The 23,569-nt window shown below is 66.8% G+C and carries 24 protein-coding genes and 1 riboswitch; of the genes, 11 read left to right on the top strand and 13 right to left on the bottom strand.

The genetic code is table 11. The features are described from left to right. Positions 1-83 precede the first annotated feature (83 nt). The 3 genes from ACNH6H_RS13860 to ACNH6H_RS13850 are packed head-to-tail and all read right to left on the bottom strand — an operon-like array spanning position 84 to position 2,052. On the bottom strand, positions 84-410 hold the full coding sequence (locus ACNH6H_RS13860) for a (2Fe-2S) ferredoxin domain-containing protein (RefSeq protein ID WP_418318447.1): 327 nt from the start codon (positions 408-410) through the stop codon (positions 84-86). A 14-nt stretch (positions 411-424) separates the two neighbouring features. Continuing rightward, the gene (locus ACNH6H_RS13855) at positions 425-1,621 is read right to left on the bottom strand and encodes a VanZ family protein (protein WP_418318445.1); all 1,197 of its coding nucleotides are present in this window, start codon (positions 1,619-1,621) and stop codon (positions 425-427) included. Beyond that, the gene (locus tag ACNH6H_RS13850) at positions 1,621-2,052 is read right to left on the bottom strand and encodes a CopD family protein (protein ID WP_418318443.1); all 432 of its coding nucleotides are present in this window, start codon (positions 2,050-2,052) and stop codon (positions 1,621-1,623) included. Before ACNH6H_RS13850 ends, ACNH6H_RS13855 begins: the two co-directional genes overlap by 1 nt. Positions 2,053-2,164: 112 nt before the next feature. On the opposite strand from ACNH6H_RS13850, the gene hemB reads away from it, so the two are divergent. From hemB to ACNH6H_RS13835, 3 genes are read left to right on the top strand one after another with little or no spacing between them, the layout of a single operon-like run. Continuing rightward, complete coding sequence (gene hemB / locus ACNH6H_RS13845) at positions 2,165-3,169, top strand: porphobilinogen synthase (protein ID WP_418318441.1); 1,005 nt, start codon at positions 2,165-2,167, stop codon at positions 3,167-3,169. A 22-nt stretch (positions 3,170-3,191) separates the two neighbouring features. Continuing rightward, positions 3,192-4,259: a magnesium transporter CorA family protein gene (locus ACNH6H_RS13840; protein ID WP_418318440.1), complete on the top strand. Its 1,068-nt coding sequence runs from the start codon at positions 3,192-3,194 to the stop codon at positions 4,257-4,259. Continuing rightward, positions 4,256-5,164, top strand: a complete 909-nt coding sequence (locus tag ACNH6H_RS13835) for a DMT family transporter (RefSeq protein ID WP_418318439.1) — start codon at positions 4,256-4,258, stop codon at positions 5,162-5,164. The genes ACNH6H_RS13840 and ACNH6H_RS13835 overlap by 4 nt, the downstream gene beginning before the upstream one ends. Here the strand turns inward: ACNH6H_RS13835 and ybeY are convergent. Beyond that, positions 5,149-5,607, bottom strand: a complete 459-nt coding sequence (gene ybeY, locus ACNH6H_RS13830) for an rRNA maturation RNase YbeY (protein ID WP_418318438.1) — start codon at positions 5,605-5,607, stop codon at positions 5,149-5,151. The two genes, ACNH6H_RS13835 and ybeY, sit on opposite strands and share 16 nt — an antisense overlap. An 8-nt stretch (positions 5,608-5,615) precedes the next feature. Then, the gene (locus tag ACNH6H_RS13825; protein WP_418318436.1) at positions 5,616-6,590 is read right to left on the bottom strand and encodes a PhoH family protein; all 975 of its coding nucleotides are present in this window, start codon (positions 6,588-6,590) and stop codon (positions 5,616-5,618) included. 112 nt (positions 6,591-6,702) lie between these two features. On the opposite strand from ACNH6H_RS13825, the gene ACNH6H_RS13820 reads away from it, so the two are divergent. From ACNH6H_RS13820 to ruvA, 3 genes are read left to right on the top strand one after another with little or no spacing between them, the layout of a single operon-like run. Further along, positions 6,703-8,643 carry a sensor histidine kinase gene (locus tag ACNH6H_RS13820; protein ID WP_418318435.1) on the top strand — a complete coding sequence of 647 codons (1,941 nt, stop codon included), beginning with the start codon at positions 6,703-6,705 and terminating at the stop codon, positions 8,641-8,643. Between the two features lie 41 nt (positions 8,644-8,684). Further along, a complete protein-coding gene (locus tag ACNH6H_RS13815; protein WP_418321323.1) occupies positions 8,685-9,338 on the top strand; it encodes a response regulator in 654 nt (217 codons plus the stop codon). Positions 9,339-9,362: 24 nt separating this feature from the next. After that, the gene (gene ruvA, locus ACNH6H_RS13810) at positions 9,363-9,935 is read left to right on the top strand and encodes a Holliday junction branch migration protein RuvA (protein WP_418318434.1); all 573 of its coding nucleotides are present in this window, start codon (positions 9,363-9,365) and stop codon (positions 9,933-9,935) included. Between the two features lie 15 nt (positions 9,936-9,950). Here the strand turns inward: ruvA and ACNH6H_RS13805 are convergent, their stop codons facing one another. Further along, entirely contained in the window at positions 9,951-10,430 is a 480-nt protein-coding gene (locus ACNH6H_RS13805; protein ID WP_418318432.1) for a copper chaperone PCu(A)C, read from the bottom strand. 57 nt (positions 10,431-10,487) lie between these two features. On the opposite strand from ACNH6H_RS13805, the gene ruvB reads away from it, so the two are divergent. Then, a complete protein-coding gene (ruvB, locus tag ACNH6H_RS13800; RefSeq protein WP_418318430.1) occupies positions 10,488-11,552 on the top strand; it encodes a Holliday junction branch migration DNA helicase RuvB in 1,065 nt (354 codons plus the stop codon). Between the two features lie 9 nt (positions 11,553-11,561). Here the strand turns inward: ruvB and ACNH6H_RS13795 are convergent, their stop codons facing one another. From ACNH6H_RS13795 to ACNH6H_RS13775, 5 genes are all read right to left on the bottom strand, one after another. Continuing rightward, positions 11,562-13,850, bottom strand: coding sequence for a putative bifunctional diguanylate cyclase/phosphodiesterase (locus ACNH6H_RS13795; RefSeq protein ID WP_418318428.1), 2,289 nt, complete (start codon positions 13,848-13,850; stop codon positions 11,562-11,564). Beyond that, complete coding sequence (locus ACNH6H_RS13790) at positions 13,847-16,045, bottom strand: HDOD domain-containing protein (RefSeq protein ID WP_418318427.1); 2,199 nt, start codon at positions 16,043-16,045, stop codon at positions 13,847-13,849. Before ACNH6H_RS13790 ends, ACNH6H_RS13795 begins: the two co-directional genes overlap by 4 nt. 220 nt (positions 16,046-16,265) lie before the next feature. Continuing rightward, complete coding sequence (locus tag ACNH6H_RS13785) at positions 16,266-17,402, bottom strand: DSD1 family PLP-dependent enzyme (RefSeq protein ID WP_418318425.1); 1,137 nt, start codon at positions 17,400-17,402, stop codon at positions 16,266-16,268. A gap of 28 nt (positions 17,403-17,430) precedes the next feature. Next, positions 17,431-18,120 carry a histidine phosphatase family protein gene (locus ACNH6H_RS13780; protein WP_418318424.1) on the bottom strand — a complete coding sequence of 230 codons (690 nt, stop codon included), beginning with the start codon at positions 18,118-18,120 and terminating at the stop codon, positions 17,431-17,433. Position 18,121: 1 nt separating this feature from the next. Further along, positions 18,122-18,454, bottom strand: coding sequence for a DUF1840 domain-containing protein (locus ACNH6H_RS13775; protein ID WP_418318423.1), 333 nt, complete (start codon positions 18,452-18,454; stop codon positions 18,122-18,124). A gap of 195 nt (positions 18,455-18,649) precedes the next feature. Continuing rightward, positions 18,650-18,725, top strand: a riboswitch (S-adenosyl-L-homocysteine riboswitch). Between the two features lie 82 nt (positions 18,726-18,807). On the opposite strand from ACNH6H_RS13775, the gene ahcY reads away from it, so the two are divergent. From ahcY to metF, 3 genes are all read left to right on the top strand, one after another. Further along, positions 18,808-20,241: an adenosylhomocysteinase gene (gene ahcY / locus ACNH6H_RS13770; RefSeq protein WP_418318421.1), complete on the top strand. Its 1,434-nt coding sequence runs from the start codon at positions 18,808-18,810 to the stop codon at positions 20,239-20,241. Positions 20,242-20,379: 138 nt separating this feature from the next. Further along, positions 20,380-21,150, top strand: a complete 771-nt coding sequence (locus tag ACNH6H_RS13765) for a TlyA family RNA methyltransferase (RefSeq protein ID WP_418318420.1) — start codon at positions 20,380-20,382, stop codon at positions 21,148-21,150. Beyond that, on the top strand, positions 21,147-21,977 hold the full coding sequence (metF, locus tag ACNH6H_RS13760) for a methylenetetrahydrofolate reductase [NAD(P)H] (protein ID WP_418318419.1): 831 nt from the start codon (positions 21,147-21,149) through the stop codon (positions 21,975-21,977). Before ACNH6H_RS13765 ends, metF begins: the two co-directional genes overlap by 4 nt. 14 nt (positions 21,978-21,991) lie before the next feature. Here metF and ACNH6H_RS13755 read toward each other — a convergent pair whose 3' ends face one another. Next, positions 21,992-22,390 carry a LapA family protein gene (locus tag ACNH6H_RS13755; RefSeq protein ID WP_418318418.1) on the bottom strand — a complete coding sequence of 133 codons (399 nt, stop codon included), beginning with the start codon at positions 22,388-22,390 and terminating at the stop codon, positions 21,992-21,994. 151 nt (positions 22,391-22,541) lie between these two features. Beyond that, entirely contained in the window at positions 22,542-23,108 is a 567-nt protein-coding gene (locus ACNH6H_RS13750) for a 5-formyltetrahydrofolate cyclo-ligase (protein ID WP_418318417.1), read from the bottom strand. A gap of 54 nt (positions 23,109-23,162) precedes the next feature. On the opposite strand from ACNH6H_RS13750, the gene ACNH6H_RS13745 reads away from it, so the two are divergent. After that, positions 23,163-23,567 (top strand): TfoX/Sxy family protein, encoded by a 405-nt coding sequence (locus ACNH6H_RS13745; protein WP_418318416.1) that lies wholly within the window; start codon positions 23,163-23,165, stop codon positions 23,565-23,567. Positions 23,568-23,569 lie beyond the last annotated feature (2 nt).

The raw sequence follows: 23,569 nt of genomic DNA, 5'->3' as shown, positions 1-23,569 counted from the left end.
GTCCCCGGCCTCCGATGCCCGCCACAATGTCGAGGTCGCCGAGGGATCGACGGGACGGGCCAGGGCTTGCGCACGCCGCGGATTCAGCGTCCTACGTCTGGCGGCAGCAGCAGGCGATCGACCGGCTGGCCCTTTTTCAGGTGCGAGTCGACGATCTCGTCGATATCCTCATTGTCGACGAAGGTGTACCACACGGCTTCCGGATAGACGACCGCGACCGGGCCACCGGCGCAGCGGTCGAGGCAGCCGGCCTTGTTGACCCGCACGCCGCCCGGTCCGGCCAGCCCTTCGGCCTTCACGCGCGACTTGCAATGGTCGAATGCCGCTTTTGCGCCGTGCACGCTGCAGGCGTTTTCACCCTCGCCCCGCTGATTGAGGCAGAAGAAGATGTGCCGCTGGTAATAACTCATCCCCGGGATTCTACTTACCGCCCTGCCGACGCCGCCTCGCCGGCCGCCGGCTCGATCGGACCACGCTGGCGGCGCATCGTCAGCACCGCGCCGAGGTGCAGCATCGCCGCATAAGGCCACAACCAGCCGACCCATTGCGCGAGACCGTGAAAACGGATGAAGCGGCCCTGCTCCCAGGCCTGCAGGCTGCTCGCGTAATACGGATCCGCTGGCGCCTGCGTGACCAGGCTGATCATCAGGGTCAGCACGATCAGCCCGAGCGCCGCAGCGGCGCGGTACGGCAGCCAGGCCAGCAGCAGCGCCAGCGTGGCGCCGGTGCCGAGCGCCCAGACGGTTTGCGGCGTTGCCCAGGCAAAGGCATGCTGCGGCGCGAAATTCAGCGCCGTCGACAAGGTCGTGATCGCCGCCGCGACGAGCGGCGCGACGAAGCCCAAGGCCACCCTGCGCCAGCCCGGCACCGAAATCGAGAACGCCACCAGGCAGGGCCCGAGCAGGCCCAGCACGACGACCAGGAAGTCGCCGGCAGGCGGCAACGGGCGGGCCATCGGGTCGGCCTGCAACCATCGCTCGGCCCAGGCTTCCGCGGAACTGTTCTGCAACGCTTCGAGCAGCATGTCGCGCACGCGCGGGATCACCTGGCCGACGCCGAGCGGCAGCGGCTGCGGAAAAAGCAGGCCAATCGGCCAGGTCAGCAACAGCACCAGACCGCTCGCGCTGCGGCGGGCAAACCAGCGGTCGCGGATCGACTGCCAGCGGTCGATGCCGCCACGCAGGTGGGCCAGCGCGCCGAGCCCGGCGCCGAACGCCGTGCCGGCCAGATTCAGTGCGGCATCGACGTTCGACGGAATGCGCTGCGGCAGAAAATTCTGCAGCGTCTCCATCAGCAGGCTGAGCGCAGCGCCGGCCAGGCTGGCGGTGATGAATGCGCTGCGGGTGCGCCAGCCGCTGCGCACCAGCGCGATGAACATCAACGCGCCGAACGGCACATAACCGAGCAGATTGGCGATCAGGTCGAACCAGGTCCACCAGCGCGGCCACGGCAACAGCAGAAACTTCCACAGCGGCACGCCCGGCAGATGCCAGCCGGTGAATGGATACAGGCTGGCATAAACGATCAACGCGCCGAACAGCAGCGTCAGCGGGATCGCCGAGCTGCGGTGGCGCGCGGGCAGCGCGACCGATGGTCCTGCCGGCGGTCGCGTCGCTTCCATCAGAACGGCTTGACCACCACCAGGATCACGGTCGCGGCAAACAGCAGCACCGATACCTCGTTGAAGACGCGGAACCACCGTTCGCTGCGCGTGTTGGCGGAGTTCTCGAATTTGCGCAGCAGCGACTTGCAGGCGTGGTGGTAACCGATTGCCGCGACGACCAGCACCAGCTTCGCATGCATCCAGCCGTTGCCAGGGCCACGCAGCCCGATGCCGTAACCGAGCCACAACACGCCGCCAAGGGTCAATGCAACCAGCATCAAGATGCCCGAGAAGCGATGCAGGCGGCGCGCCATCAGCAGCAGCCGTTCGCGCTCTGCATGGCTGTCGGCCGGCACCGCCGCCAGATTGACGAAGATGCGCGGCAGATAAAACAGGCCGGCAAACCAGCTGGCGACGAAAACGATGTGCAGGGCTTTGATCCAGAGCATCGGGCGATTATCGCGACAGGCGGGCACTGCTGCCGGCTCCGGCCGTGGTCGCTGCGCCGTATCATTTCGGCGATGCTGAGCCGCCCGGCCAGCCCTTCCGGATCGTCGCAACGTGTACACCCCGCCACCGTTTCCAGCCAGCCGTCCGCGCCGTCTTCGGCGCGACCCGTTCACGCGTGACCTGGTCCGTGAGCACCGCCTGCATGCCGAGGACCTGATCCTGCCGGTATTCGTGCTCGATGGCCATGGCATCGCGCAGGATGTCGCGTCGATGCCGGGCGTGCAACGCGTGAGCCTGGACCGCCTGCTGCCGATCGCCGAGCAGTGTGTCGAACTCGGCATCCCGGTGATGGCGCTGTTCCCGGTCATCGAGCCGGCGCTGAAAAACGAGAACGGCGACGAGGCCTGCAATGCCAACGGCCTGGTGCCGACCGTCGTGCGCGAAATCAAGCGCCGCTTCCCCGAACTCGGCGTCATGACCGACGTTGCGCTCGATCCGTATACCAGCCACGGTCAGGACGGCCTGCTCGACGCGAGCGGCTACATCGTCAACGACAGCACCGTCGACGTATTGACGCGGCAGGCGCTGGTGCAGGCCGAGGCCGGGGTCGACATCGTCGCGCCGAGCGACATGATGGACGGGCGTATCGGTGCGATCCGCAACGCTCTCGAGGCAAAAGGCCTGATCCACACCCGGATCATGGCCTACAGCGCGAAATATGCGAGTGCCTTCTACGGCCCGTTCCGCGATGCAGTCGGGTCGGCGGCCAACCTCGGCAAAAGCAACAAGAAGGTCTACCAGATGGACCCGGGCAATACCGACGAGGCCTTGCGCGAGGTTGCGCTCGACCTTGCCGAAGGCGCCGACATGGTGATGGTCAAGCCGGGCATGCCTTACCTCGACGTGGTGCGCCGGGTCAAGGACGAATTCCGCGTGCCGACCTTCGCCTACCAGGTCAGCGGCGAATACGCGATGCTGAAGGCGGCCGCGCGCAACGGCTGGCTGGATCACGATGCGGTGATGATGGAAAGCCTGTTGGCCTTCAAGCGCGCCGGGGCCGACGGCGTGCTCAGCTATTTCGCCCTCGACGCCGCAGGTTTGCTGCGCCGGGCCTGAAGCCGGCGTCGACGGCTCGCCGATGCGGATCTTTCACGTCGCTGGTGATGGCTTCGCTGAACTGGCGACCGCGCCCGAACAGCTGCCGGCCAGCGGTTATCTGTGGGTCGCCTGTTCGCGCCCTGCGTTTGCCGCCGAACTGGCCGACCTGCAGGCGAGGCTGCGCAACTGGACCGGCGGTGAACTGGTCGATCTGCATGTATCGGACCTGCTGAACAACCAGCTGCCGTCGAATTACGACTCGACCAGCCTGTACGACCTGCTGGTATTTCGCCGCCTCGGCACCGGCTCAGCCGACATTCCACAGCCGGCCCCCAATCCAGGCTCGTCGATCGAGACCAGCCCGGTCGGATTCGTCTTGTTCGACCGACTGCTGCTCAGTGTCCACCCCGCCGACGGGCAGCTGCTGCAGGCATTCGTGCAGCGGCTGTCCCAGCAAAGCCAGGTGCCGGACCACCGCAACTCCGCCCGTCTGCCGCCGAGCGCGGCCGACCTGATGCTGCGGATGACCAACCACATCGTCGACGGCTACCTTGACTTGCGGCGCGAGCTCGCGAAGGACCTCGGCGAACTCCAGCAGCAGCTGTTGCAGCCGCGCAGCCGCTTTGGCAACTGGCGGATGCTGCTCGATCTGCGCAACACGCTGCACCTGCTCGAGGACCACTGCGAGGACCAGCGCGCGGCAATCGTCGAATGGATCGATTCGCTCGACGAATGGTCGAGCAACCTGACCGAAGCGGCGCGCCGCGAACATGAACTGCTGCAGGTGCGCTCGCGCGACGTGCTCGAGCACATCGAACGCGTGCTCAGCCATGTCCGGCGGCTCGAGACATCGGCCGAGACCGCGGTGCAGATGCATTTTTCGGCGCAAAGCCATCGCACCAACAACATCATGCGCACGTTGACCGTGCTGACCGCGATCTTTCTGCCGCTGAATCTCGTCACCGGTTTTTTCGGCATGAATTTCGACCGCCTGCCGCTGATCCACAGCACGACCGGCGTCTGGGTCGTGATCGGCCTGCTGGTCGTCACCGGGGTTGCGCTGAGCATCTTCTTCTGGCGCAAGCGCTACATCGGAAGCACGCCGTGAGCGGCGCGCAGTTCACCCGGCGCCAACTGCTGTTGCTGGTCTTCGTGACGGTATTCTGGGGGCTGAACTGGCCGGTGCTGAAGCTTGGCGTCAGCGGCTACCCACCGCTGTCCTTCCGTGCGCTGTCGATGGCGCTCGGTTTGCCGATGCTGCTCGCGATCTGCCTGTGGATGAAGATGCCGCTGCGCGTGGCGCGCGCCGATTGGCGCGAACTCGGCCTGCTGACCTTCACCAACATGGTCGTCTGGCACACGCTGGCAATCCTCGCGATCCAGTCGCTGTCGTCGGGCCGGGCGGCCATCCTCGGCTATACGATGCCGATCTTCTCTGCGGTCTGGGGCATGCTCTGGTTCAGCCAGCGCCTCAGTGGCCGGCAAGGCGTGGGTGTCGGCGCCGCGGCGTTCGGCGTCGCCTTGCTGCTGTGGCACGAGATCGACCGCCTGACCGGCAGCCCGGCTGGCGTCGCCGGCATGCTCGGCGCGGCCGCGGTCTGGGCGTTCGGCACCCAGTTGCTGCGCCGCACCCGGATTGCCGCACCAACGCTGGTGCTGGTCTGGTGGATGAGCGTGCTGACGACCATCGTGATGGCCAGCCTGGCCTGGACCTTCGAGCGGCAGGCGTGGACGCCGTTGCCGCCGGCGGTGTGGGCCGCCGTCGCCTACAACGCGGTGCTGATCTTCGGCATGGCGCAGCCGGCCTGGCTGCTGCTCGCGCGCGACCTGCCGCCGGCCGCGTCGACGCTCAGCGTGATGCTGATCCCGGTGCTCGGCACCGCCTCCGGCGCCTGGTTTCTGAACGAGTCGCTGCATTGGCAGGACGGCGCGGCGCTGGCGCTGATCGGCATTGCGATCGTATCGGTGCTGTGGGCGCCGCGCCGGCCGCCCGACGATCAGCCGGCGCGGTAAGGGTCGGCGACGCCGAGACCGGCCAGGATCTCGCTTTCGCGTGCCTCCATCAGCTGCGCCTGCGCGTCGTCGAGGTGGTCGAAGCCTTGCGCATGCAGCGCGCCATGGACCAGCAGGTGCGCATAGTGGTCGGCCAGTGCAATCCCCTGCGCGGCCGCCTCGCGCTCGACGACCGGCGCACACAGCACCAGATCGGCAACCACCAGCGGCTGATGGCTGTAATCGAAGGTCAGCACATTGGTTGCATGGTCCTGGCTGCGGTAGTCGCGGTTCAGCGCCAGCCCCTCGGCCTCGCCGACGATCCTGACCGTGATCTCGCCCGGCCGCTCGAGGGCCGCGCGCAGGCAACTCACGACCCGGCCCCGCGGCAAGGCCGCCCGGTGTGCGCGCACGGTGTCGTCACGCGCGAACTGCAGCGACAGCGTCAACGGCGGCTTCGGCATGCGCCCGCTCATTCACCGTCGGACCGCGCCGCGTCATAGGCCTCGACGATGCGGGCCACCAGCGGGTGGCGCACCACGTCGACCGCGGTGAAGCGGGTCGTCGCAATGCCCGAGACGCGGCGCAGGATGCGTTCGGCCTCGATCAGGCCGCTGCGTTCACCACGCGGCAGGTCGATCTGGCTGACGTCGCCGGTGACGACACATTTGCTGCCGAAACCGATCCGGGTCAGGAACATCTTCATCTGCTCCGGCGTCGTATTCTGCGCCTCGTCGAGGATCACGAAGGCATGGTTCAGCGTGCGCCCGCGCATGAAGGCCAGCGGCGCAACCTCGATCAGACCTTTCTCGAACGCGCGGGTCACCTTGTCGAGCCCCATCAGGTCGTACAAGGCGTCGTACAGCGGACGCAGGTAGGGGTCGACCTTCTGCGCCAGATCGCCGGGCAGGAAACCGAGCCGCTCGCCGGCTTCGACCGCCGGCCGGGTCAGGATGATGCGTTGCACGGTGCTGCGCTCGAGCGCATCGACGGCGCAGGCGACTGCCAGAAAGGTCTTGCCGGTGCCGGCCGGTCCGATGCCGAAGCTGATGTCGTGGCTGAGGATGTTGCCGAGATAAAGCTGCTGGTTCGGCGTGCGGCCGACCACATCGGCACGCCGGGTGCGCAGGCTCGGCTCCGCCGGTGTGTTGTCGCTCCCCGCGGCGGCACGCCGGCTCAGCGATGCCGGGTCGGCGACGGCCTGGACCAACGCCAGCTGGAACGATTCCGGCTCGAGCGGCGTCTTTGCCTGGTCATACAGCGATTGCAGCAGCGCCACCGCGCGTTCGGCCTGCAACTTGGCGCCTTCGATGCGAAAGGATTCATTGCGCCGCGAGATCGAGACATCCATCGCGGATTCGATTTCTCTCAGGTGGGCATCCATGCTGCCGCACAGATGGGAAAGGCGGTTGTTGTCGACGGGGATGAAGGCGTGGCGAAGGATCACGGGCGCGCTGCTTCCGGGGCCAGGTTGCGGGGGCACGATTGTCGCGCGAATGCCGGTCTGGCGTCGCGCACAATCGCGGCCGATGCTCAAGCTGCGCAATCAATGGTCCGTCATGCTCGCCGACCGGCTGCGCCCGGTCCTGCCGCGGCGCTGGGTCATCTGGCTCGGCCTGGTGCCGGTATTGCTGTTGCTGGGCGCGGGCAGCATCTGGCACCCCGACGACAGCGAGCCGGTCTTGCCGCCGCATGTCGTCGAACTGCGCCATGCGGTGGCCTGGCCCGGCGTCCGCCAGGGCGGCGAGGCCAGTGCGGTTGCCGTCGAACTGCCCGCCCTCGGCCCTTCTCTGCCGCTCGACGAACAGGGTCGTGCATTGGTCAGCCTGCGCTTTGACTGGCCGCAGGAATTGCCGCCGCAAACCTTGCTCGGGGCGTATCTGCCGGGCAGCTGCGGCTCGATCGATGTCGATCTGAACGGCACCGCACTGCTGCGCGACGCGAGGCCCGGCGACGCCCGGGCGCAGCTGTGCCCACACCCGATGCTGATACCGCTGCCGTCGACCTTGTTGTACAAGCGCGGCAACCGACTCGACATCCACCTGCACGGCCTTCGACTCGCCAAAACCAGCAGTGCGCGCCGGGCAGCCTACCTGGCGCCGCCGTGGATCGGTCCACTTGCCACGCTGCAGCAGCAGCAGGCAGTGGCCGAGATGGTGCACGTCGGACTGCCGCGCCTGATCCACTTCGGACTGCTGGTGCTCGGCGGCATCGTGCTGTTGCTGTCACGTGCCGGCCACAACGTCACGCTGCTGCGGCTGTACGGCCTGCTGGTGCTGGTCTGGTCGGCCGCGCTCGGGCTGATCGTCTGGGCTGCGCCGCCGTGGCTGCCGGCAAGCTGGTTCGACGTGCTGCTGGTCAGCCTGTGGACGCCGACGGTGGCGTTGACGATCCGGCTGCTGCTGACGCTGTGCGGCCGCGCTTGCCGATGGCTGTTCAGGTTGCTGGCGCTGCAGGGTATCGTGATTCCGCTCGGCATGGTGCTCTTGCCGGCCGACATGTCGTTCATCTGGGCGATCTCGTCGGCGGTGATCCTGGTGGCCCAGGGCATGGCGGTCTTCGTCTTCTACCTGACCGACCGCTGGCGGCAACGGCGCGAGGAATTCTGGTTCGGTCTGGCGGCCTGGGCACTGGTGGTCGCGGCGTGGACGCTCGACGCGTTGTCGACGCCATCCGGCCTGCCGCCGTTGCTGACGGTGGCCTGGATTGCCGGCTCGCCATTCGGCTGGGCCGCGATGGCGGTGGTCACCGGCGTGCGCATCGTCTCCGGTCTGAACCGCGCGCTTGTCGCTGCCGAGGCGAGCCGCGCGCTGCTGCAGACGCGGGTGCTCGATGTCACCGCCGTCGTGGAGCGAAATTTTGCCCAGCTCGCCGAGATGCGGATCGCGCAGATGACGGAAAAGGAGCGCAAGCGCATCGCCTCCGACCTGCACGACGACCTCGGCGCCAAACTGTTGACGATCGTCCACACCTGCGAAGACGAGCGCATTGCAACCCTTGGCCGCGAGGCACTCGATGAAATGCGCCTCGCAGTGCGCGGGCTGAGCAGCAAGCCGATGCCGGTCGGCGATGCGGTCGCCGACTGGCGGGCCGAGATCGTGATGCGGCTCGGCAAGACCAAGATACGGCTCGAATGGCACAGCTCTGGTGAATTCGACGGCCAGGCGCTGAATGCGCGGGCCTATGTGCAGATCACGCGGATCCTGCGCGAAGCGGTCAGCAATATCCTGAAGCACAGCCAGGCGACACGCTGCAGCATTCGATTGAACGCAACGGCGAACGAATTCAACATCGTCGTCAAGGACGACGGCCGCGGCCTGGCCGAGGGCGCCGAGCAGGCGATGGGCGCCGGCCACGGGCTTGCCAGCATGAAACAGCGCGCCCAGCAACTCGACGGCAGCTGCGAGATCACCTCGCTGCCTGGCAGCGGCACCGAGATCAAGCTGAGCTTCCCGTTGCGGGAGGATCGGTCGGCCATGCCGGACCGCGCCAGCGGTTAGCATTGCCGCTCGCTCGCTGCCCACTCCTCATGGCCCAGACGATCTCCAATATCCTGATCCTCGAAGATCTGCCGAAGATACGTGCCTGGCTCAAGCAACTGGTCGCCGACGCCTTCCCGCGGGCGATGATTGCCGAGGTCGCGCTGGTCAGCGAGGCGCTCGAGCTGATGCATTCGTTGCAATTCGATCTGGCGCTGATCGATCTGGGTCTGCCCGACGGCTCCGGCGTCGACGTCGTTGCGGCGCTGCGCGAGCAGCAGCCCGATAACCAGTCGGTCGTCGTCACGATCCACGACGACGACGAGCATCTGTTCCCTGCGTTGCAGGCCGGCGCCTTCGGCTACATCCTGAAGGAGCAGCCGCGCGAGATGATCATCGAGCAACTCGGCCGGATGCACCACGGCGAGCCACCGCTGTCGCCGTCGATTGCGCGGCGCGTGTTGTCGCATTTTGCCGGCTCGCGTAAACCGGCCGAGCGGACCAGCGAGCTGCCGCAGGTGGTGCTGACCGATCGGGAAAGCGAGGTGCTGTTGCGCGTCGCGAAAGGTTTCACGCTGCCGGAAATCGGCGCCCAGCTCGGTCTGTCGCGGCACACGATCGCCGACTATGTGAAGCAGATCTACCGCAAGCTCAATGTCAGCTCGCGCGCCGAAGTGGCGCTCGAGGCGCAACGCCTCGGCCTGTTCAGGCGCTGACCGGCGCGCCTGGATAATCGCACGATGATCGGACGACTCACCGGGCTGCTTGCCGAAAAGACCCCGCCGCAGGTGCTGCTCGATGTCAACGGCGTCGGCTACGAGATCGACGTGCCGATGAGCAGCTATTTCAATCTGCCGGCCCTCGGCGAGCGGGTCAGCCTGCTGACGCACCTGATCGTTCGCGAGGATGCGCACGTGCTGTTCGGCTTCCTGACCGCGCGCGAACGCGCGACCTTTCGCCTGCTGATCCGGATTTCCGGCGTCGGTCCGCGGATGGCGCTGGCGATCCTGTCGGGACTGAGCGTCGACGACCTCGCACAGGCGGTCAGCGAGCAGCAGAGCGGCCGGCTGGTCAAGGTACCCGGCATCGGCAAGAAAACCGCCGAGCGGCTGCTGCTCGAGCTGAAGGGCAAGCTCGGCGAGACTCCGGGTGTCGCCGTCGCGGCGGTCGGCAGCGGCCATGCAGACATCCTGCAGGCGCTGGTTGCGCTCGGCTACAACGACCGCGAGGCAGCGGCCGCGATGAAGGCCTTGCCGGCCGATGTCGGCGTCAGCGACGGCATCAAGAGCGCGCTGCGCTCACTCGGCCGCTGAGCCCGGCCGCCGGCCTCAGTGGCGATGGCCGGCCATGCCCGGCGCCTCGACCTTGACCGGTACCGTCACCGACCCCGCCTTCTCGAACACCAGCGTCAGGTCGAATACCGCGCCGGCCTTCAGCGGGCCTTTCAGCCCGGTCAACATCAGGTGCAGGCCTCCCGGCTTCAGTTCGACGGTCTGCCCGGCCGGCAGATCGACGGCGTCGAGCTGGCGCATCCGCATCACGTCGCCTTCCATCCGCATCGAATGCAGCTCGACGGTGGCGGCAATCGGCGACTTCGCGGAAACCAGCCGATCGGCGCCGCTGCCGGTATTGCGCAGGCTCAGGTAGCCGCTGCCGACCGACTGGCCGACCGCGGTCGCCCGCGCATGCGGATGGCCGATCTCGATGGCGCCCTGCCGCAACGCATCCGCAGCAAAGGCAGCGGCTGCGAGGAGCCAGGCCGCGGCGCCGAGCAGCAGGCGGGACCGGACGGTTCGAACGACGGACATACAACAATTCCTCAGGACAGGGAAGGGATGGCTGTCGGCGCCATCCGATAATGGGACATGAGCATCCAGACCGATGATTTCGCGGTACCGAAACGGGTCGTCAGCGCCGCGCCGACATCGCCGAACGAGGAAGCGATCGAGCGTGCCTTGCGCCCGCGAGGGATGCGCGATTATGTCGGACAGGTGAAGGCACGCGAGCAACTCGAGATATTCATCGGCGCGGCCAGAAAACGCAGCGAGGCGATGGACCACGTGTTGCTGTTCGGCCCACCCGGCCTGGGCAAGACGACGCTGAGCCACATCATCGCCAACGAGCTCGGCGTCAACCTGCGGCAGACCAGCGGGCCAGTGCTCGAGAAGCCGAAGGATCTGGCGGCGATCCTGACCAACCTCGAGCGCAACGACGTGTTGTTCATCGACGAGATCCACCGGCTCAGCCCGGTCGTCGAGGAGATTCTTTATCCGGCGCTCGAGGACTACCAGATCGACATCATGATCGGCGAGGGGCCGGCAGCGCGCAGCATCAAGCTCGACCTGCAGCCGTTCACGCTGGTCGGCGCGACGACCCGCGCCGGCATGTTGACGAACCCGCTGCGCGACCGCTTTGGCATCGTCGCCCGCCTCGAGTTCTACAGCGCCGACGAGCTGGCGCGGATCGTCGACCGTTCGGCGGGGCTGCTGAAGGTACCAACCGACCGCGAAGGCGCCTACGAGATCGCGCGCCGCTCGCGCGGGACGCCGCGCATCGCCAACCGGCTGCTGCGCCGGGTCCGCGATTTTGCCGACGTCAAGGGCAACGGCCGCATCGACAAGGCGGTGGCCGACCTCGCGCTGGCGATGCTCGACGTCGATCCGCAGGGATTCGATGTGATGGACAGGAAATTGCTCGAAGCGGTCGTGCACCGCTTCGATGGCGGTCCGGTCGGGCTGGACAACGTCGCCGCGGCGATCGGCGAGGAGCCGGGGACGATCGAGGACGTGATCGAACCCTATCTGATCCAGCAGGGTTTCCTGCAACGCACGCCGCGCGGCCGGGTTGCGACCCTGGCCGCCTATCGGCACCTCGGCGTGGCACCGCCGGCCGGCAGCGGCGGCGACCTGTTCGGCGCCGAGCCTCGCTGACGGCGGCGGTCAGCTCTCGAACAGCAGCCGGCCTTGTCCGCCCGGATGGCGGTTGCCGTGCCAAGCCGCCGGCCGACGCCCGGCCGACTGTTCGCCGAGCAGTTGCATGAACTGGCCGTTCGGAATCGGCGGGTGGAACAGGAAGCCCTGCATGCGGGGGCAACCGGCCTGCTCCAGGTATTGCGACTCCTCGGTCGTCTCGACGCCTTCGGCGATCACGTTCATGCCGAGCCCGGTCGCCATCGAGATGATCGCCAGCACGACCGGGCACGGCCCCTTCGCATGGCTGATCTCGCGCACGAACGACTGGTCGATCTTCACGGTGCCGACCGGAAAACGGTGCAGGTAGGCGAGTGACGAATAGCCGGTGCCGAAATCGTCGATCGCGACACTGACGCCGAGCCGGCACAGCACATTGAGCTGGTCGATCACGTACTGCGGGTTGCGGATGCTGATGTTCTCGGTGATCTCGACCTCGACGCGGTTCATCGGGAAGCCCCAGCGGGCCTGCGCATCGAGCAGCTTCTTGACGAAATTGCCTCGCTCCAGATACTGCGGCGACAGATTGATCGCCATCATCACGTCGTCGGCGCCGAGCCCGTTCCAGGCGACCAGGTCACGGCACAGCGTCTCGAGCATCCAGTCGCTGACCGGCACGATCAGACCGGCCTCCTCGGCAAATGGCAGGAATTCCCCGGCCGTCAACAGTCCGCGCTGCGGATGGTGCCAGCGCATCAGGCCCTCGGCACCGATGATGCGGCCGCTGCGCACGTCGATCTGCGGCTGGTAGTACATCTCGAGCTCGCCGTTCTGCAGCGCCAGCCGCAGGCCCTTGTCGAGCGACAGCTTCTGCTGCGAGGCATCGAGCATTTCCGGGTGGAAGAAGCAGTGGCCGTTCTTGCCCTCCGCCTTGATGCGGTACATCGCGATGTCGGCGTGCGCAAGCAGCTGGTCGATCGTCGTGCCGTGCGCCGGATACACCGCGATGCCGATGCTGGCCGAGATGCGAACCTCGTGCTGGCCAAGCTGGAACGGCAGCTGCAGGCATTCGAGGATCTTCAGCGCGACGACGCTTGCATCCTCGCGGCTCGACAGCCGTGGCAGCATGATGATGAATTCGTCGCCACCCAGCCTGGCCAGCGTATCGCCAGCACGCAGCGCGTCCTTCAGCCGGCCGGCAGCCTGCTTCAGCAGGTCGTCCCCGGTCAGGTGGCCAAGCGTGTCGTTGACCAGCTTGAAGCGATCGAGGTCGATGAACATCACCGCCAGTTCGCAGCCGTTGCGCGTGGCCTGCAGCATCGCGACGTCGAGCCGGTCGCGAAACAGGATGCGGTTCGGCAGGTCGGTCAGGATGTCGTGGTAGGCCTGATGCGAGATCTTTTCCTCGGCCCGCTTGCGCTCGGTGATGTCGCGCGCGACACCATAGGTGCCGCCGTAGACCGGGTTCGTCAGGCCGCCGGCCGGCTCGGCCGGCGCATACATCGCGATCGAATTGAACAGCAGCGTGATGACCTGCGGCACTGCACTGCCAAGCGGGCGCGGCGCCGGTCGTGGCCGCAGCCGAAGTTCGACATTGCGAGAGGCACGTTCGCCGGCGCGGCGCTCGTGGAAGACATGGTGCGCGGCGGCGACATCGTCGTCGTGGATCAGCTGCGAAAAATGCTTGCCGATCAGTGCGCCGGGTTCGATGCCGAGCAGGCTTTCGAAACGGTCGTTGACGAAGGTGAAGTGGCCACGCGTATCGAGCGTGTAGATCACGTCGGGTGAACTGTTCACCAGATGCCGATACAGGCGCTCGGATTCCTCGAGCCGTTCGGCCATCCGCCGATTCTCGATCTGCAGCCGGCGACGCTGCAGCGTATTGTCTATGGTGCGCAGCAGGTCTGGCAGCACATACGGCTTGCGCACGAAATCGTCGGCCCCGCCACGCAATGCGCCGATCGCCGCCTCGATGTCGGTCTCGCCGCTGAGCACGACCACCGCCACGTCGAGCGCGCGTTCCCCGACATGTTTCAGCACCGCGTGCCCGCCGAGGCCCGGCATGTGCAGGTCGAGCAGCACCAGATCGAATTGCTCGTGGCCGAGCAGGCCAATCGCGGCTTCCGCGCTGGCCACCGGAAGTGCCGAATAGCCGCGGCTTTTCAGATAGGCGGCCAGGCTCAGCCGAAGCCGCTCCTCGTCATCGACCAGCAGGATTCGCGATGGCGAAGGATTGGCGGCTGGGACGGCGCGCAGCCGCCACGCCGGCTCGTCAGCAGCGTCGATGGGGCGACGCCCGGTCGCAGGGACGAGCTTCATGACAACGGCAACTCTGGTTCGGAAGCGGGTGGCTGGCGATAGGGCAACAACATGTCGAAACGGGTTCCCGCGCCACTGCTGCGGCACAGGATCGTGCCACCCATCGCGCGCACCAGCTGGTGAACGATCACCAGGCCGCGACCCCGGGCCTGAGCGCCTGCAGATGAAGTTGCGCTTCCCGCATCCTGCTTCGCGGCAAACACACGTTGCAAGGTCTCTTTCGGCATCCCTGGTCCATTGTCTCGCACAATCAATTCGAGTGACAGCTGGCCGTCGCGATTGAGCAGACCGCCGTTGGCGATGACGATCTGGCCACCCTCGAAGCTGCTGGCCTGCATCGCCTCGATCGCATTCTTAACCAGATTGACGAGCACCTGTTCGAGCTTGTCTCGTTCGAGCATCGACAGCGTTGCCGCGCTGTCGCTCGTCTGCGCACTGAGATCGATGCCGGCGGCCCGGGCATCGGCGCGGAACAGGCGGACCACGTCGGCGATCAGGCGGTTGATGTCGACGCTGTTGGCTGCAGTCGCAGCCGTCGCGCTGCTCAATTCGCGAACCAGCCGGCCGACCCTCGCCACCTCCTGCTGCAGCACCTCGATGTCACCGCTCAGGTCGCGCAGTTCGTCGGCGCCCAGCGCATCGGAGGTGCCCAGCTTGACGTCGAGCAGGCCCAGATAGTTCTGCACGATTGCCAGCGGATTGTTGATCTCGTGCGCCAGATCGCGCGCCGAGCCGATCAGGCTGGCGGTCTGCTCGTCACGCACCCGCTGCATCGCGCGCTGCTGCTCCTGGCCGCGCGCACGCGCCGCTTCGGCACGGCCAATGAACGCGCTGAGGAACGATTGCCGGGCCGCCAGCTCGGCCAGCAACGGCCGGTCGCCGACACAGACCAGTGCCGCCATTTCCGCACCGCCGTCTCTTTCGAGCCGGGTCGGCAAGATCACCACCTGCTCGCTGTCCAGCCGCCGCAGCAATTGGTCCTCGGCAATCGACAGGATCTCGGCGGCGTCCGCTTCGCGGTCGATGAAGAGCGCTCGCCGATTGGCCAGTGCATCACCGATCCGGGTACCGGCGCCGCTCGGCACCGAAAAATCCTGCCAGACGGCATCCTGCGCGTCGGGCGGCGACCGCAACTGATCGACCCGGCGCAGCCGCTGCTCGCGATCCGGTGCCATCGCGATGACCTCGTCGAACTGGAAGATCAAACGCGCCGCATCGGCCAGTCCGTGCAGATAACTTGTTTCGTCAGGCGCCAGCGGCAGGTTCGACAACACGGTGGTCGCAAGCATCAGCGTGCCGACCTCTTCCTCGAGCTGCTCGGCAGCCGCAGTCGAGCGCTTCGGGTTGCCGCTCTGGTCGAGCCGGATGCCGAGCTGCTCGGCGGTGCGCTTCAGCGTCGAACCGGCCTTCGCCGCGATCGACGACACCTGCGCCATGTCGAGGCCGCACAAGCCGCCGGCTTCGCCAACCAGTTTCGGATTCGGCGATTCGTCGGCGACCAGATGCGCCAGTGCAACGATCCGGATCAACGGGTCGGCGTCCGCCAGCCGCTGCAGCGGCTGGTGGTGGTAACGCACGCCGTCGCCGAGCACGCGGCTGAGATGCCAGCGGTCGATCAGCCAGGCCCCAGCCTCGGCATGGTCGACCTTCAGCCAGCGGCGCTCGGCCTCGCAGTGCGAAGGGTCGTCGTCGGCCGGCAAGCCTTCGGCAAAAAACTCGGGCGCGGCGGCGAGCAATGCCAGCCGTCCGATGTCGTGCAGCAGGCCGGCCAGATAGGCTTCGTCGGCCTTGACCTCGGGGTTGTGTCGCGCCGCCTCGCGGGCCACCGCGGCTGCCAGCAGCGAATGACGCCAGAACGGCCCGAGGTCGGCACGGCGCAGCGTGGGCACACTGTGCATCGCCTGGAAAACCGCCTGGTTGATGACGATCGTGCGAACCGTCTCGGTGCCGAGCAGCGCCAGACAGTCACCGAGGTCGCGGCACCGGCTTGCCCGGCGGTAGGCGGCGCTGTTGGCAACCGTCATCACCTTGGCCGACATCGCGGGATCGGCGCCGATCAGGTCGGCAAATTCGCCGATGCTTGCATCCTCGCGCCGGTACAGCTCGAGCAGCTTCAGCAACACTTCCGGCAACGCCGGCAAGCGCACCGCCCCCAGCCTGAGCCTGGCATCGGAGACGACCTGATTTCGGGTCAAGGTTTGCAGCCGTTCACGGAGTCATTGCCGGCGTGTGGCCGGGGCGTTTTCGCCAAGCTAGGGATTGCCGAGGTTTGGCGGTTGCGGTAAGCAGACCTCGAATGGTACAAAGAACCGTAACCAAAAGTGTACGAATCAACCCTTTGATCCGACACCTGTTGCAAATCGGCCAGTCGCGGCACAACTGAAGCCGAGCCTGCCGGCCGATCGCCCGACGTTGTCAGCGCAAGCAGCCGCGCGCGTCGACCACCCACACCGCCTCGACGACACCGTCGTCCAGCCCACCGCGCACGGCAATCAGTTGCTCGTGCAGATTGACGGTCGGATCGCAATGCCCCGGCACCAGCCAGACCGTCTCGCCGAGCCCCGGCAGCGGTTCGCCGTCGTCGCCAGCGGCGAGGATCCCATGCTCGTCGCCGCCGTTGGCAAAGCGCAGGCCTCGGCGTTGCCAGACCAGGGGCAGACCTGAATCGATCGCATGCGACTTGTGGCCGGCGTCGACCACTGCACGGCCGTTGCCGCTGCTGACCACCTGCGACTTGACGAACAGCGCATGCTCGAAACGAGGAACATCCGCTGCCGGCTGGTTCGCCGCATAGTCGGCATCCATGAACAAATAGCTGCCGGCCTGCAGTTCGCCGTAGATACCGCTGGCAGCTTCATGTCCGAAGCTGCCGGTGCCGGCACCAGTCACCAGCGGGTTTTCGATGCCGGCGGCGTCGAGCGCTGCGAGCGCGCGCTGAACGACGGCCAACGCGGCAGCGATCGCAGCGCGCCGCTCGGCCTCGCTGCGCAGGTGCTGGGCGCCACCGTGGTAGGCCTGCAGCCCGGCAAAACGCAGGCCACGCTTGGCCGCAGTGTGCCGCTGCACCATTCCGGCCAGTTCCGCGGCCCGTTCCGCTGCGGCGCCGCAGCGGCCCTGACCGACATCGATCTCGACGTAGACGTCGAGCCGGCTGCCGGCGCGGTGCACCGCTTCGGCCAGCCGCTCGATGCCGAGTTCGGAGTCGACGCAGATGCCAAGCCGTGTTCCACCAGCGAGCCGGGAGACCTGCTCGAGCTTGCGGGGATCGACGATCTCGTTGGTGATCAGGATGTCGCCGATGCCGGCTGCCGCCAGCGCCTGCGCTTCCGACAGTTTCTGCACACAGACTCCGACCGCGCCGGCAGCGATCTGCAGCCGGGCAATCGCCGCGCACTTGTGCATCTTGGCGTGCGGGCGCAGCCGGATGCCGTGCTCGCGGGCGAAGCCGGCCATCGCGGCCAGGTTGCGCTCCATCGCATCGAGATCGACCACCAGCGCCGGCGTATCGATCGCCGCCACGGCGTCACCGACGCGGGCTGCCGGTTCGATCATCGAAAAGCCCCCGCGTCGCGTCGCTGCATCAGGCGGCGTGGCGAGCGGCGTCGACCACCTTGCGGCCGTCGCTTTCCTCGTCCAGACCTTCGCCGTCGGCGTCGAGGTGGGCGCTGTCGGCCCAGCCAACCAGTGTGAAACCCTGGCCGCTGTGCAGCAGCCGATTGATGCTGGCGTTGGTCACCAGCCAGGTGCGTGGCGCCTGCAGACTGATGCGGGTCGCTGCCCGATACAGGCAGTCGAGCACCCCGCCGTGGGCGACGATGGCGATCGCTTCACCTGGATGGGCGGCGGCAAGCCGCTCGGCGGCCGCGACGCAGCGCTGATAAAACGCCAGCAGCGATTCGCCGCCCGGCGGTGCGAAATCGGGGTCGCGGCGGCGCCAGCGCCGGCTCAGCTCGGGCCAGCGCGACTCGATCTGCTGGAAGGTCTGGCCCTGGAAACTGCCGAAATTGCGCTCGCGCAGTCCGAGGTCGGTGCGCACCGCCAGGCCGGAGTGGCGAGCGATAGCCTGCGCGGTGTCGAATGCGCGCGACAAGTCGCTCGAATATACGGCCGCCAGGCCGTCGGCGCTGAGTGCATGACCGAGCCGTTCGGCCTGCCGACGCCCGGAAGGATTCAGCTCGATATCGAGATGGCCCTGGATCCGCGAATCGACGTTCCATGCCGTCTCGCCATGGCGAACCGCGACGACGCGCGTTCCGGTCTCGAAACTCATCTCAGACCCCCCAGACGATGTCTTCGCCGGCCGCGTGCGAGCGCTTCATCATCTCGACCAGCGGCCAGACACGTTGCCGCAGCGATACCTTGTCGCGCCCGCTGCCGGCGGCTTGCGCAGCGTCGGTGTCATCGTCGGCATCCTTCTGTTGCTGGCGGGCCTGCTCGTCGGCGGCGACAGCGGCCTCGAGTGCAGCCGCTGCAGCCGGCAGATTCTGTGCTTCCAGAATCCCCTTCGCCGCGGGCTCCCTGCCGAGGATGCGCATCACCTGGTCGCCGTTCGGCTGCAACATGATCACGTCACCTGCCGCCTTCGATTTGAACTTGTACATCATCCGCCGTCTCCTGAAACACTGAGGTCCGATTGTGCGTTGCACGCGGTTGCCGCGGGCGCCCGCCGTCGCCTCGCGGGGCCGCGTTGCAAGCCCGCCGGGCCTGCGTGAAGGCGGTATTGTCCCCGACGACGCCATTTGACGCGTGTTGCCAGCCGGCTTGCCAACGGAACAGCCAGTTCAGCTACAATCTGCGGCTGTTTCGAGGAGCGTTGCAAGGTGCCTACAGGCATCCCAGGCTCGAGACCCTTCATTGCAACCGCGCTCACCCGCACGATGGTCTTCGTGGGTGAGTGGTGACATCCATCCCCTGTTCCGACCGAAGCGTGCGGGTCATCCACCGACGGAGCCCCGACATGAACGCTGTTCTCAAACCCGACCTGACCCAGGACCACGCCATTGCCAACCCGTCGCTCGCCGACTGGGGCCGCAAGGAAATCAGCATTGCCGAGACCGAAATGCCCGGCCTGATGGCGATCCGCCAGGAATTCGCGAAAAGCCAGCCGCTGAAAGGCGCGCGCATCACCGGCTCGCTGCACATGACGATCCAGACCGCGGTGCTGGTCGAGACGCTGCAGGCGCTCGGCGCGCAGGTGCGCTGGGCCTCGTGCAACATCTTCTCGACCCAGGACCACGCCGCCGCCGCGCTGGTTGCTGCCGGCACGCCGGTGTTCGCCCACAAGGGCGAGAGCCTGACCGAATACTGGGACTTCACCCACCGCATCTTCGAATTCGGCGCCAAGGGCAGCGATGCCGAGGGCCCGAACATGATCCTCGACGACGGCGGCGATGCGACGTTGCTGATGCACCTGGGCAAGCGTGCCGAGAAGGATCCGTCGGTGATCGCCAAGCCGACCAGCGAAGAGGAGACCTGTCTGTTCGCCGCGATCAAGGCCAAGCTGGCCGAGGATTCGAGCTGGTACAGCCGCAAGAGCGCGCAGATCATCGGCGTGACCGAAGAGACGACGACCGGCGTGCTGCGCCTGAACGAGATGAGCCGCAACGGCAGCTTGCTGTTCCGCGCGATCAACGTCAACGACAGCGTCACCAAGAGCAAGTTCGACAATTTGTACGGCTGCCGCGAGTCGCTGGTCGACTCAATCAAGCGCGCGACCGACGTGATGATCGCCGGCAAGGTCGCTTGCGTTGCCGGTTACGGCGATGTCGGCAAGGGTTCGGCCCAGGCGCTGCGCGCGCTGTCGGCGCAGGTCTGGGTCACCGAGATCGACCCGATCAATGCGCTGCAGGCGGCGATGGAAGGCTACAAGGTCGTGACGATGGAATATGCCGCCGACAAGGCCGACATTTTCGTCTCGGCCACCGGCAACAAGAACGTGATCCGCTACGAGCACATGGCGGCGATGAAGAACGAGGCCATCGTCTGCAACATCGGCCACTTCGACAACGAGATCGACGTCGCGTCGCTCGAGAAGCTCGAGTGGGACGAGATCAAGCCGCAGGTCGACCACATCACCTTCCCGGACGGCAAGAAGATCACGCTGCTCGCCAAGGGCCGGCTGGTCAACCTCGGTTGCGCGACCGGCCATCCGAGTTTCGTGATGTCGTCGAGCTTCGCAAACCAGACGATCGCGCAGATCGAGCTGTTCACGAAGGCCGACCAGTACCAGGCCGGCAAGGTCTACGTGCTGCCGAAACACCTCGACGAAAAGGTCGCCCGCCTGCACCTGAAGAAGGTCGGCGCGGTGCTGACCGAGTTGAGCGACGAGCAGGCGGCCTATATCGGGGTAAAAAAAGAAGGCCCGTACAAGGCCGACACGTACAGGTATTGAGCCCCGCGCTCGACACGGTATGAATCGGGCGGCGCAAAGCGCCCGCCCCCATCAAGCAACACCCGAGGGTCCGGCTTCGCCGGCCCGATGGGTGGCGCCCCTTGGGGGCAGGAGCGCAGCGACTGGGGGGCACCCTTGATGCGTGCTGATCAAAAGTTGTTGCAGCTCGGACTGGCGCCGACACGCTCGGCCGCGCAGCGGTTGATTGCTGCCGGTGCGGTGCGCTGGCTGGGACCGCGGGGCCCGGTGGTGTTGCGCAAGGCCGGCGAGGAGCTGCCGGATGACGCGCAGCTCGAGGTCACCGACGATGCCGAGACGCGCTGGGTGTCGCGCGGCGGCTTGAAGCTCGATGCGGCGCTGACGCTGACCGGCATCGACGTCGCCGGACGCCGCTGCCTCGATGTCGGGCAGAGCACCGGCGGTTTTACCGACGTGCTGCTGGCACGCGGTGCGGCCGCGGTCGTCGGTGTCGATGTCGGCCACGGCCAGTTGAATCCGAAGTTGCGCGGCGATCCGCGGGTCACGGTGTTCGAGGGGATCAACGCCCGCCAGCTCGACGAGGCCGCTCTGGGCCGCTTCGACCTGGCGGTCGGCGACCTGTCGTTCATCTCGATGACGCTGGTGCTGCCGGCAATCGCTGCTTTGCTCGACGGCGACCTGCTGATGCTGGTCAAGCCGCAGTTCGAACTGCAGCCGGCCGATATCGGCAAGGGGGGTCTGGTGAAGGATGCCGCGTCGTATCCGAAGGTCGAGCAGCGGATCCGTACCGCCTGTCGCGATGCCGGACTGACGGTGCTCGACTACCTGCCGAGCGCGATCGACGGCGGCGATGGCAACCGTGAATTTTTTGTATGGGCGCGCGCCGGGCAGGACCGACCGCGCTTGTCCAACCAAGCAGAGGTTCGATGATGCGTGTTCCAGTCAGTTTTGAATTTTTCCCGCCGAATACGCCGGTCGGCGATGAGAAGCTGAAGACCGTGGTGCAGGATCTCGGCGCGCTGCGGCCCGAATTCTTCAGCGTCACCTACGGTGCCGGCGGCTCGACCCGCGACAAGACGCTGGCGACCGTCACGGCAATCGCCAATGCCGGCTTCGAAGCCGCGCCGCACCTGTCGTGTGTCGGCTCGACCCGCGAGGGCATTGCCGAGATCCTTGCGACCTACCGGGCGCAACAGATCCGCCGCATCGTCGCGCTGCGCGGCGACCTGCCAAGCGGCACCGCGACCGCCGGCGAATTCCGCTATGCGGCCGAGCTGGTCCGCTTCATCCGCGAGACCCAGGGCTCGGACTGGCATGTCGAGGTGGCCGCCTATCCGGAATACCACCCGGGCGAGCGTTATGCGGCACGTGACCTGCAGCATTACGCCGACAAGGTGAAAGCCGGCGCCAGTTCGGCGATCACGCAGTTTTTCTTCAATCCCGACGCCTATTTCCACTTCGTCGACGAGGCACGCAAGCTCGGCGCCGACGTGCCGGTCGTGCCGGGGATCATGCCGTTCCACAACTACGCGAAGATCGCGCAGTTTGCGCAGCGCGACGGCATCGAGATCCCGCGCTGGGTCGCGCTGAAGATGGAAGGCTTCATGGACGATGCCGCATCGATCCGCGCCTTCGGACTCGATGTCGTGACCTCGCTGTGCGAGAAGCTGATTGCCGGCGGCGCGCCGGGCATTCACTTCTACACGATGAACCAGTCGGCGCTGACAACCGAGATCTGCCGCCGCCTCGACCGCTGAGCGTCTCCTGCGCGTCAGCCGTCGATCACCTTCTGCACTTCGCGCGGGGATGGAATGACCTCGATCCGCTGCATCCGTTCGTTCAGCGAGCGGAACTCGGCCATGATCACCAGCCGCAGGTTCTCGATCCGCGAGGCCTCGGCCTTGTCGGCGACATCCTGCACCCGCTGGATCTCCTTCAGCAGGCGGCGGGTCTCGACCAATGCGGTGATCTGCGTGCGCAGCCAGGCGATGAAAAACAGCAGCACCAGCACGGCGGCAAGGCCAAGCATCACGATGCCCAGCGGTGCGTGGATCTGCGCCACCGCCAGGTCCAGCGGTGCGGCGGTATTCAGCGTCGTCCAGTTCAATGCGGCAAGGCCGACCATTGCCAGCGCGACGATGACGGCGATCACGGTACTCAGTTGTTTCATCGGATTTCCTTTGCGGCAGCAGACCGTCAGGAGAGACGGCTGCAGGAACCTGCGGGTCCGGCCCCCGACCAGGGCCTGTTGATCGACCCACTCTAGGGATCGAACTGCGCAAAGTAAAGTTTTGCCCCGCGCACCGCAGCGGCGCGCCGGGCTATTCGCGTTGCCAGCCGAGCCCGTCGTCGGTCAGCAGCGCATCGAGCGCCAGTTCGTCGGCGCCGGCACGCAGCATCGGCAGAAAACCGTTCGAATAACACAGCCCGACGGTATACGGCCGTGGCTGCAGCGCCGCCACGGTGCGGTCATAGAAGCCGCCACCATAACCGAGCCGCACGCCACCCGGCCCGTAACCGACACACGGCAGCAGCACCATCTGCGGTTCGAAGACCTCGGTGCCCTTCGGCTTCGGAATGTCGTAGGCATCGAGCTCGGTCGGACAACCCGGATACCAGACATGAAAGCGCAGCGAGCGGCTCTCGCGGTCGACCACCGGCAGGCCGATCCGCCGCCCCTCGCCCCCCTCCGACCAGCGAAACAGCGCCGGCAGCGGGTCGAACTCCCCCTTGATCGGCCAATACGCACCAATCGCGGTTTCCTGACGGCCGACCAGCCAGGCACGCAGCGCGGCCTGCAACTGGACGGCCCGTTCCAGGCGGTCTGGCAAGGCCTGACGCGCCGCGATCAGGCGGGCGCGCATCGTCTCGCGGTCGTCAGTGGGCATGGATCCTCGATCGGCAGCCGGCATGGCCAACTCGGATTGTGCAAGACTGCGGGCATGTCCCGCCCGGAAAAGTCGGCCATTTCGTCGCCGAGCGCGGCCGAGGCCGCGGGCATCGCCGCGCATTGCCGCGATCTGCTGGCGCCGCTCGGCACGGTGCGGATTCGCCGGATGTTCGGCGGCCACGGCATCTACCTCGACGACCTGTTCATCGCGATCATCGCCGCCGGCACGCTGTATCTGAAGACCGATGCAACGAGTGTCGAGCGGTTCCGCGACGCCGGCTGCCGGCCGTTCGAATACGAGACCAGGGACGGGCGCCACACGATGTCGTATTGGAGCGCGCCGGAGGAAGCGATGGAAACGCCCGAGGCGATGGCCCCGTGGGCCTTGCTGGCATCCGACTCGGCACGCCGCGCCGCCGCTGCATCGGCCGGTCGGCAACGCCGCAGGCGATCCTGATG

This window comes from Pseudideonella sakaiensis, assembly GCF_048320135.1.
Lineage (GTDB): Bacteria > Pseudomonadota > Gammaproteobacteria > Burkholderiales > Burkholderiaceae_C > Ideonella_A > Ideonella_A sakaiensis_A.
The sequence above is the reverse complement of the archived record's forward strand: the minus strand, read 5'-3'. Positions and strand labels throughout refer to the sequence as shown.

What these genes read in the sequence shown, in the direction of transcription:
- ACNH6H_RS13775 (WP_418318423.1), bottom strand. Translation starts at nt 18,454, where the DNA reads ATGATGTACAAGTTCAAATCGAAGGCGGCAGGTGACGTGATCATGTTG.
- metF (WP_418318419.1), top strand. Translation starts at nt 21,147, where the DNA reads ATGATGCGTGTTCCAGTCAGTTTTGAATTTTTCCCGCCGAATACGCCG.
- ACNH6H_RS13755 (WP_418318418.1), bottom strand. Translation starts at nt 22,390, where the DNA reads ATGAAACAACTGAGTACCGTGATCGCCGTCATCGTCGCGCTGGCAATG.
- ACNH6H_RS13750 (WP_418318417.1), bottom strand. Translation starts at nt 23,108, where the DNA reads ATGCCCACTGACGACCGCGAGACGATGCGCGCCCGCCTGATCGCGGCG.
- ACNH6H_RS13855 (WP_418318445.1), bottom strand. Translation starts at nt 1,621, where the DNA reads ATGGAAGCGACGCGACCGCCGGCAGGACCATCGGTCGCGCTGCCCGCG.
- ACNH6H_RS13765 (WP_418318420.1), top strand. Translation starts at nt 20,380, where the DNA reads ATGCGTGCTGATCAAAAGTTGTTGCAGCTCGGACTGGCGCCGACACGC.
- ACNH6H_RS13805 (WP_418318432.1), bottom strand. Translation starts at nt 10,430, where the DNA reads ATGTCCGTCGTTCGAACCGTCCGGTCCCGCCTGCTGCTCGGCGCCGCG.
- ACNH6H_RS13745 (WP_418318416.1), top strand. Translation starts at nt 23,163, where the DNA reads ATGTCCCGCCCGGAAAAGTCGGCCATTTCGTCGCCGAGCGCGGCCGAG.
- ACNH6H_RS13785 (WP_418318425.1), bottom strand. Translation starts at nt 17,402, where the DNA reads ATGATCGAACCGGCAGCCCGCGTCGGTGACGCCGTGGCGGCGATCGAT.
- ahcY (WP_418318421.1), top strand. Translation starts at nt 18,808, where the DNA reads ATGAACGCTGTTCTCAAACCCGACCTGACCCAGGACCACGCCATTGCC.
- ACNH6H_RS13850 (WP_418318443.1), bottom strand. Translation starts at nt 2,052, where the DNA reads ATGCTCTGGATCAAAGCCCTGCACATCGTTTTCGTCGCCAGCTGGTTT.
- ruvB (WP_418318430.1), top strand. Translation starts at nt 10,488, where the DNA reads ATGAGCATCCAGACCGATGATTTCGCGGTACCGAAACGGGTCGTCAGC.
- ybeY (WP_418318438.1), bottom strand. Translation starts at nt 5,607, where the DNA reads ATGCCGAAGCCGCCGTTGACGCTGTCGCTGCAGTTCGCGCGTGACGAC.
- ACNH6H_RS13780 (WP_418318424.1), bottom strand. Translation starts at nt 18,120, where the DNA reads ATGAGTTTCGAGACCGGAACGCGCGTCGTCGCGGTTCGCCATGGCGAG.
- ruvA (WP_418318434.1), top strand. Translation starts at nt 9,363, where the DNA reads ATGATCGGACGACTCACCGGGCTGCTTGCCGAAAAGACCCCGCCGCAG.
- ACNH6H_RS13860 (WP_418318447.1), bottom strand. Translation starts at nt 410, where the DNA reads ATGAGTTATTACCAGCGGCACATCTTCTTCTGCCTCAATCAGCGGGGC.
- ACNH6H_RS13820 (WP_418318435.1), top strand. Translation starts at nt 6,703, where the DNA reads ATGCTCGCCGACCGGCTGCGCCCGGTCCTGCCGCGGCGCTGGGTCATC.
- ACNH6H_RS13840 (WP_418318440.1), top strand. Translation starts at nt 3,192, where the DNA reads ATGCGGATCTTTCACGTCGCTGGTGATGGCTTCGCTGAACTGGCGACC.
- ACNH6H_RS13795 (WP_418318428.1), bottom strand. Translation starts at nt 13,850, where the DNA reads ATGAAGCTCGTCCCTGCGACCGGGCGTCGCCCCATCGACGCTGCTGAC.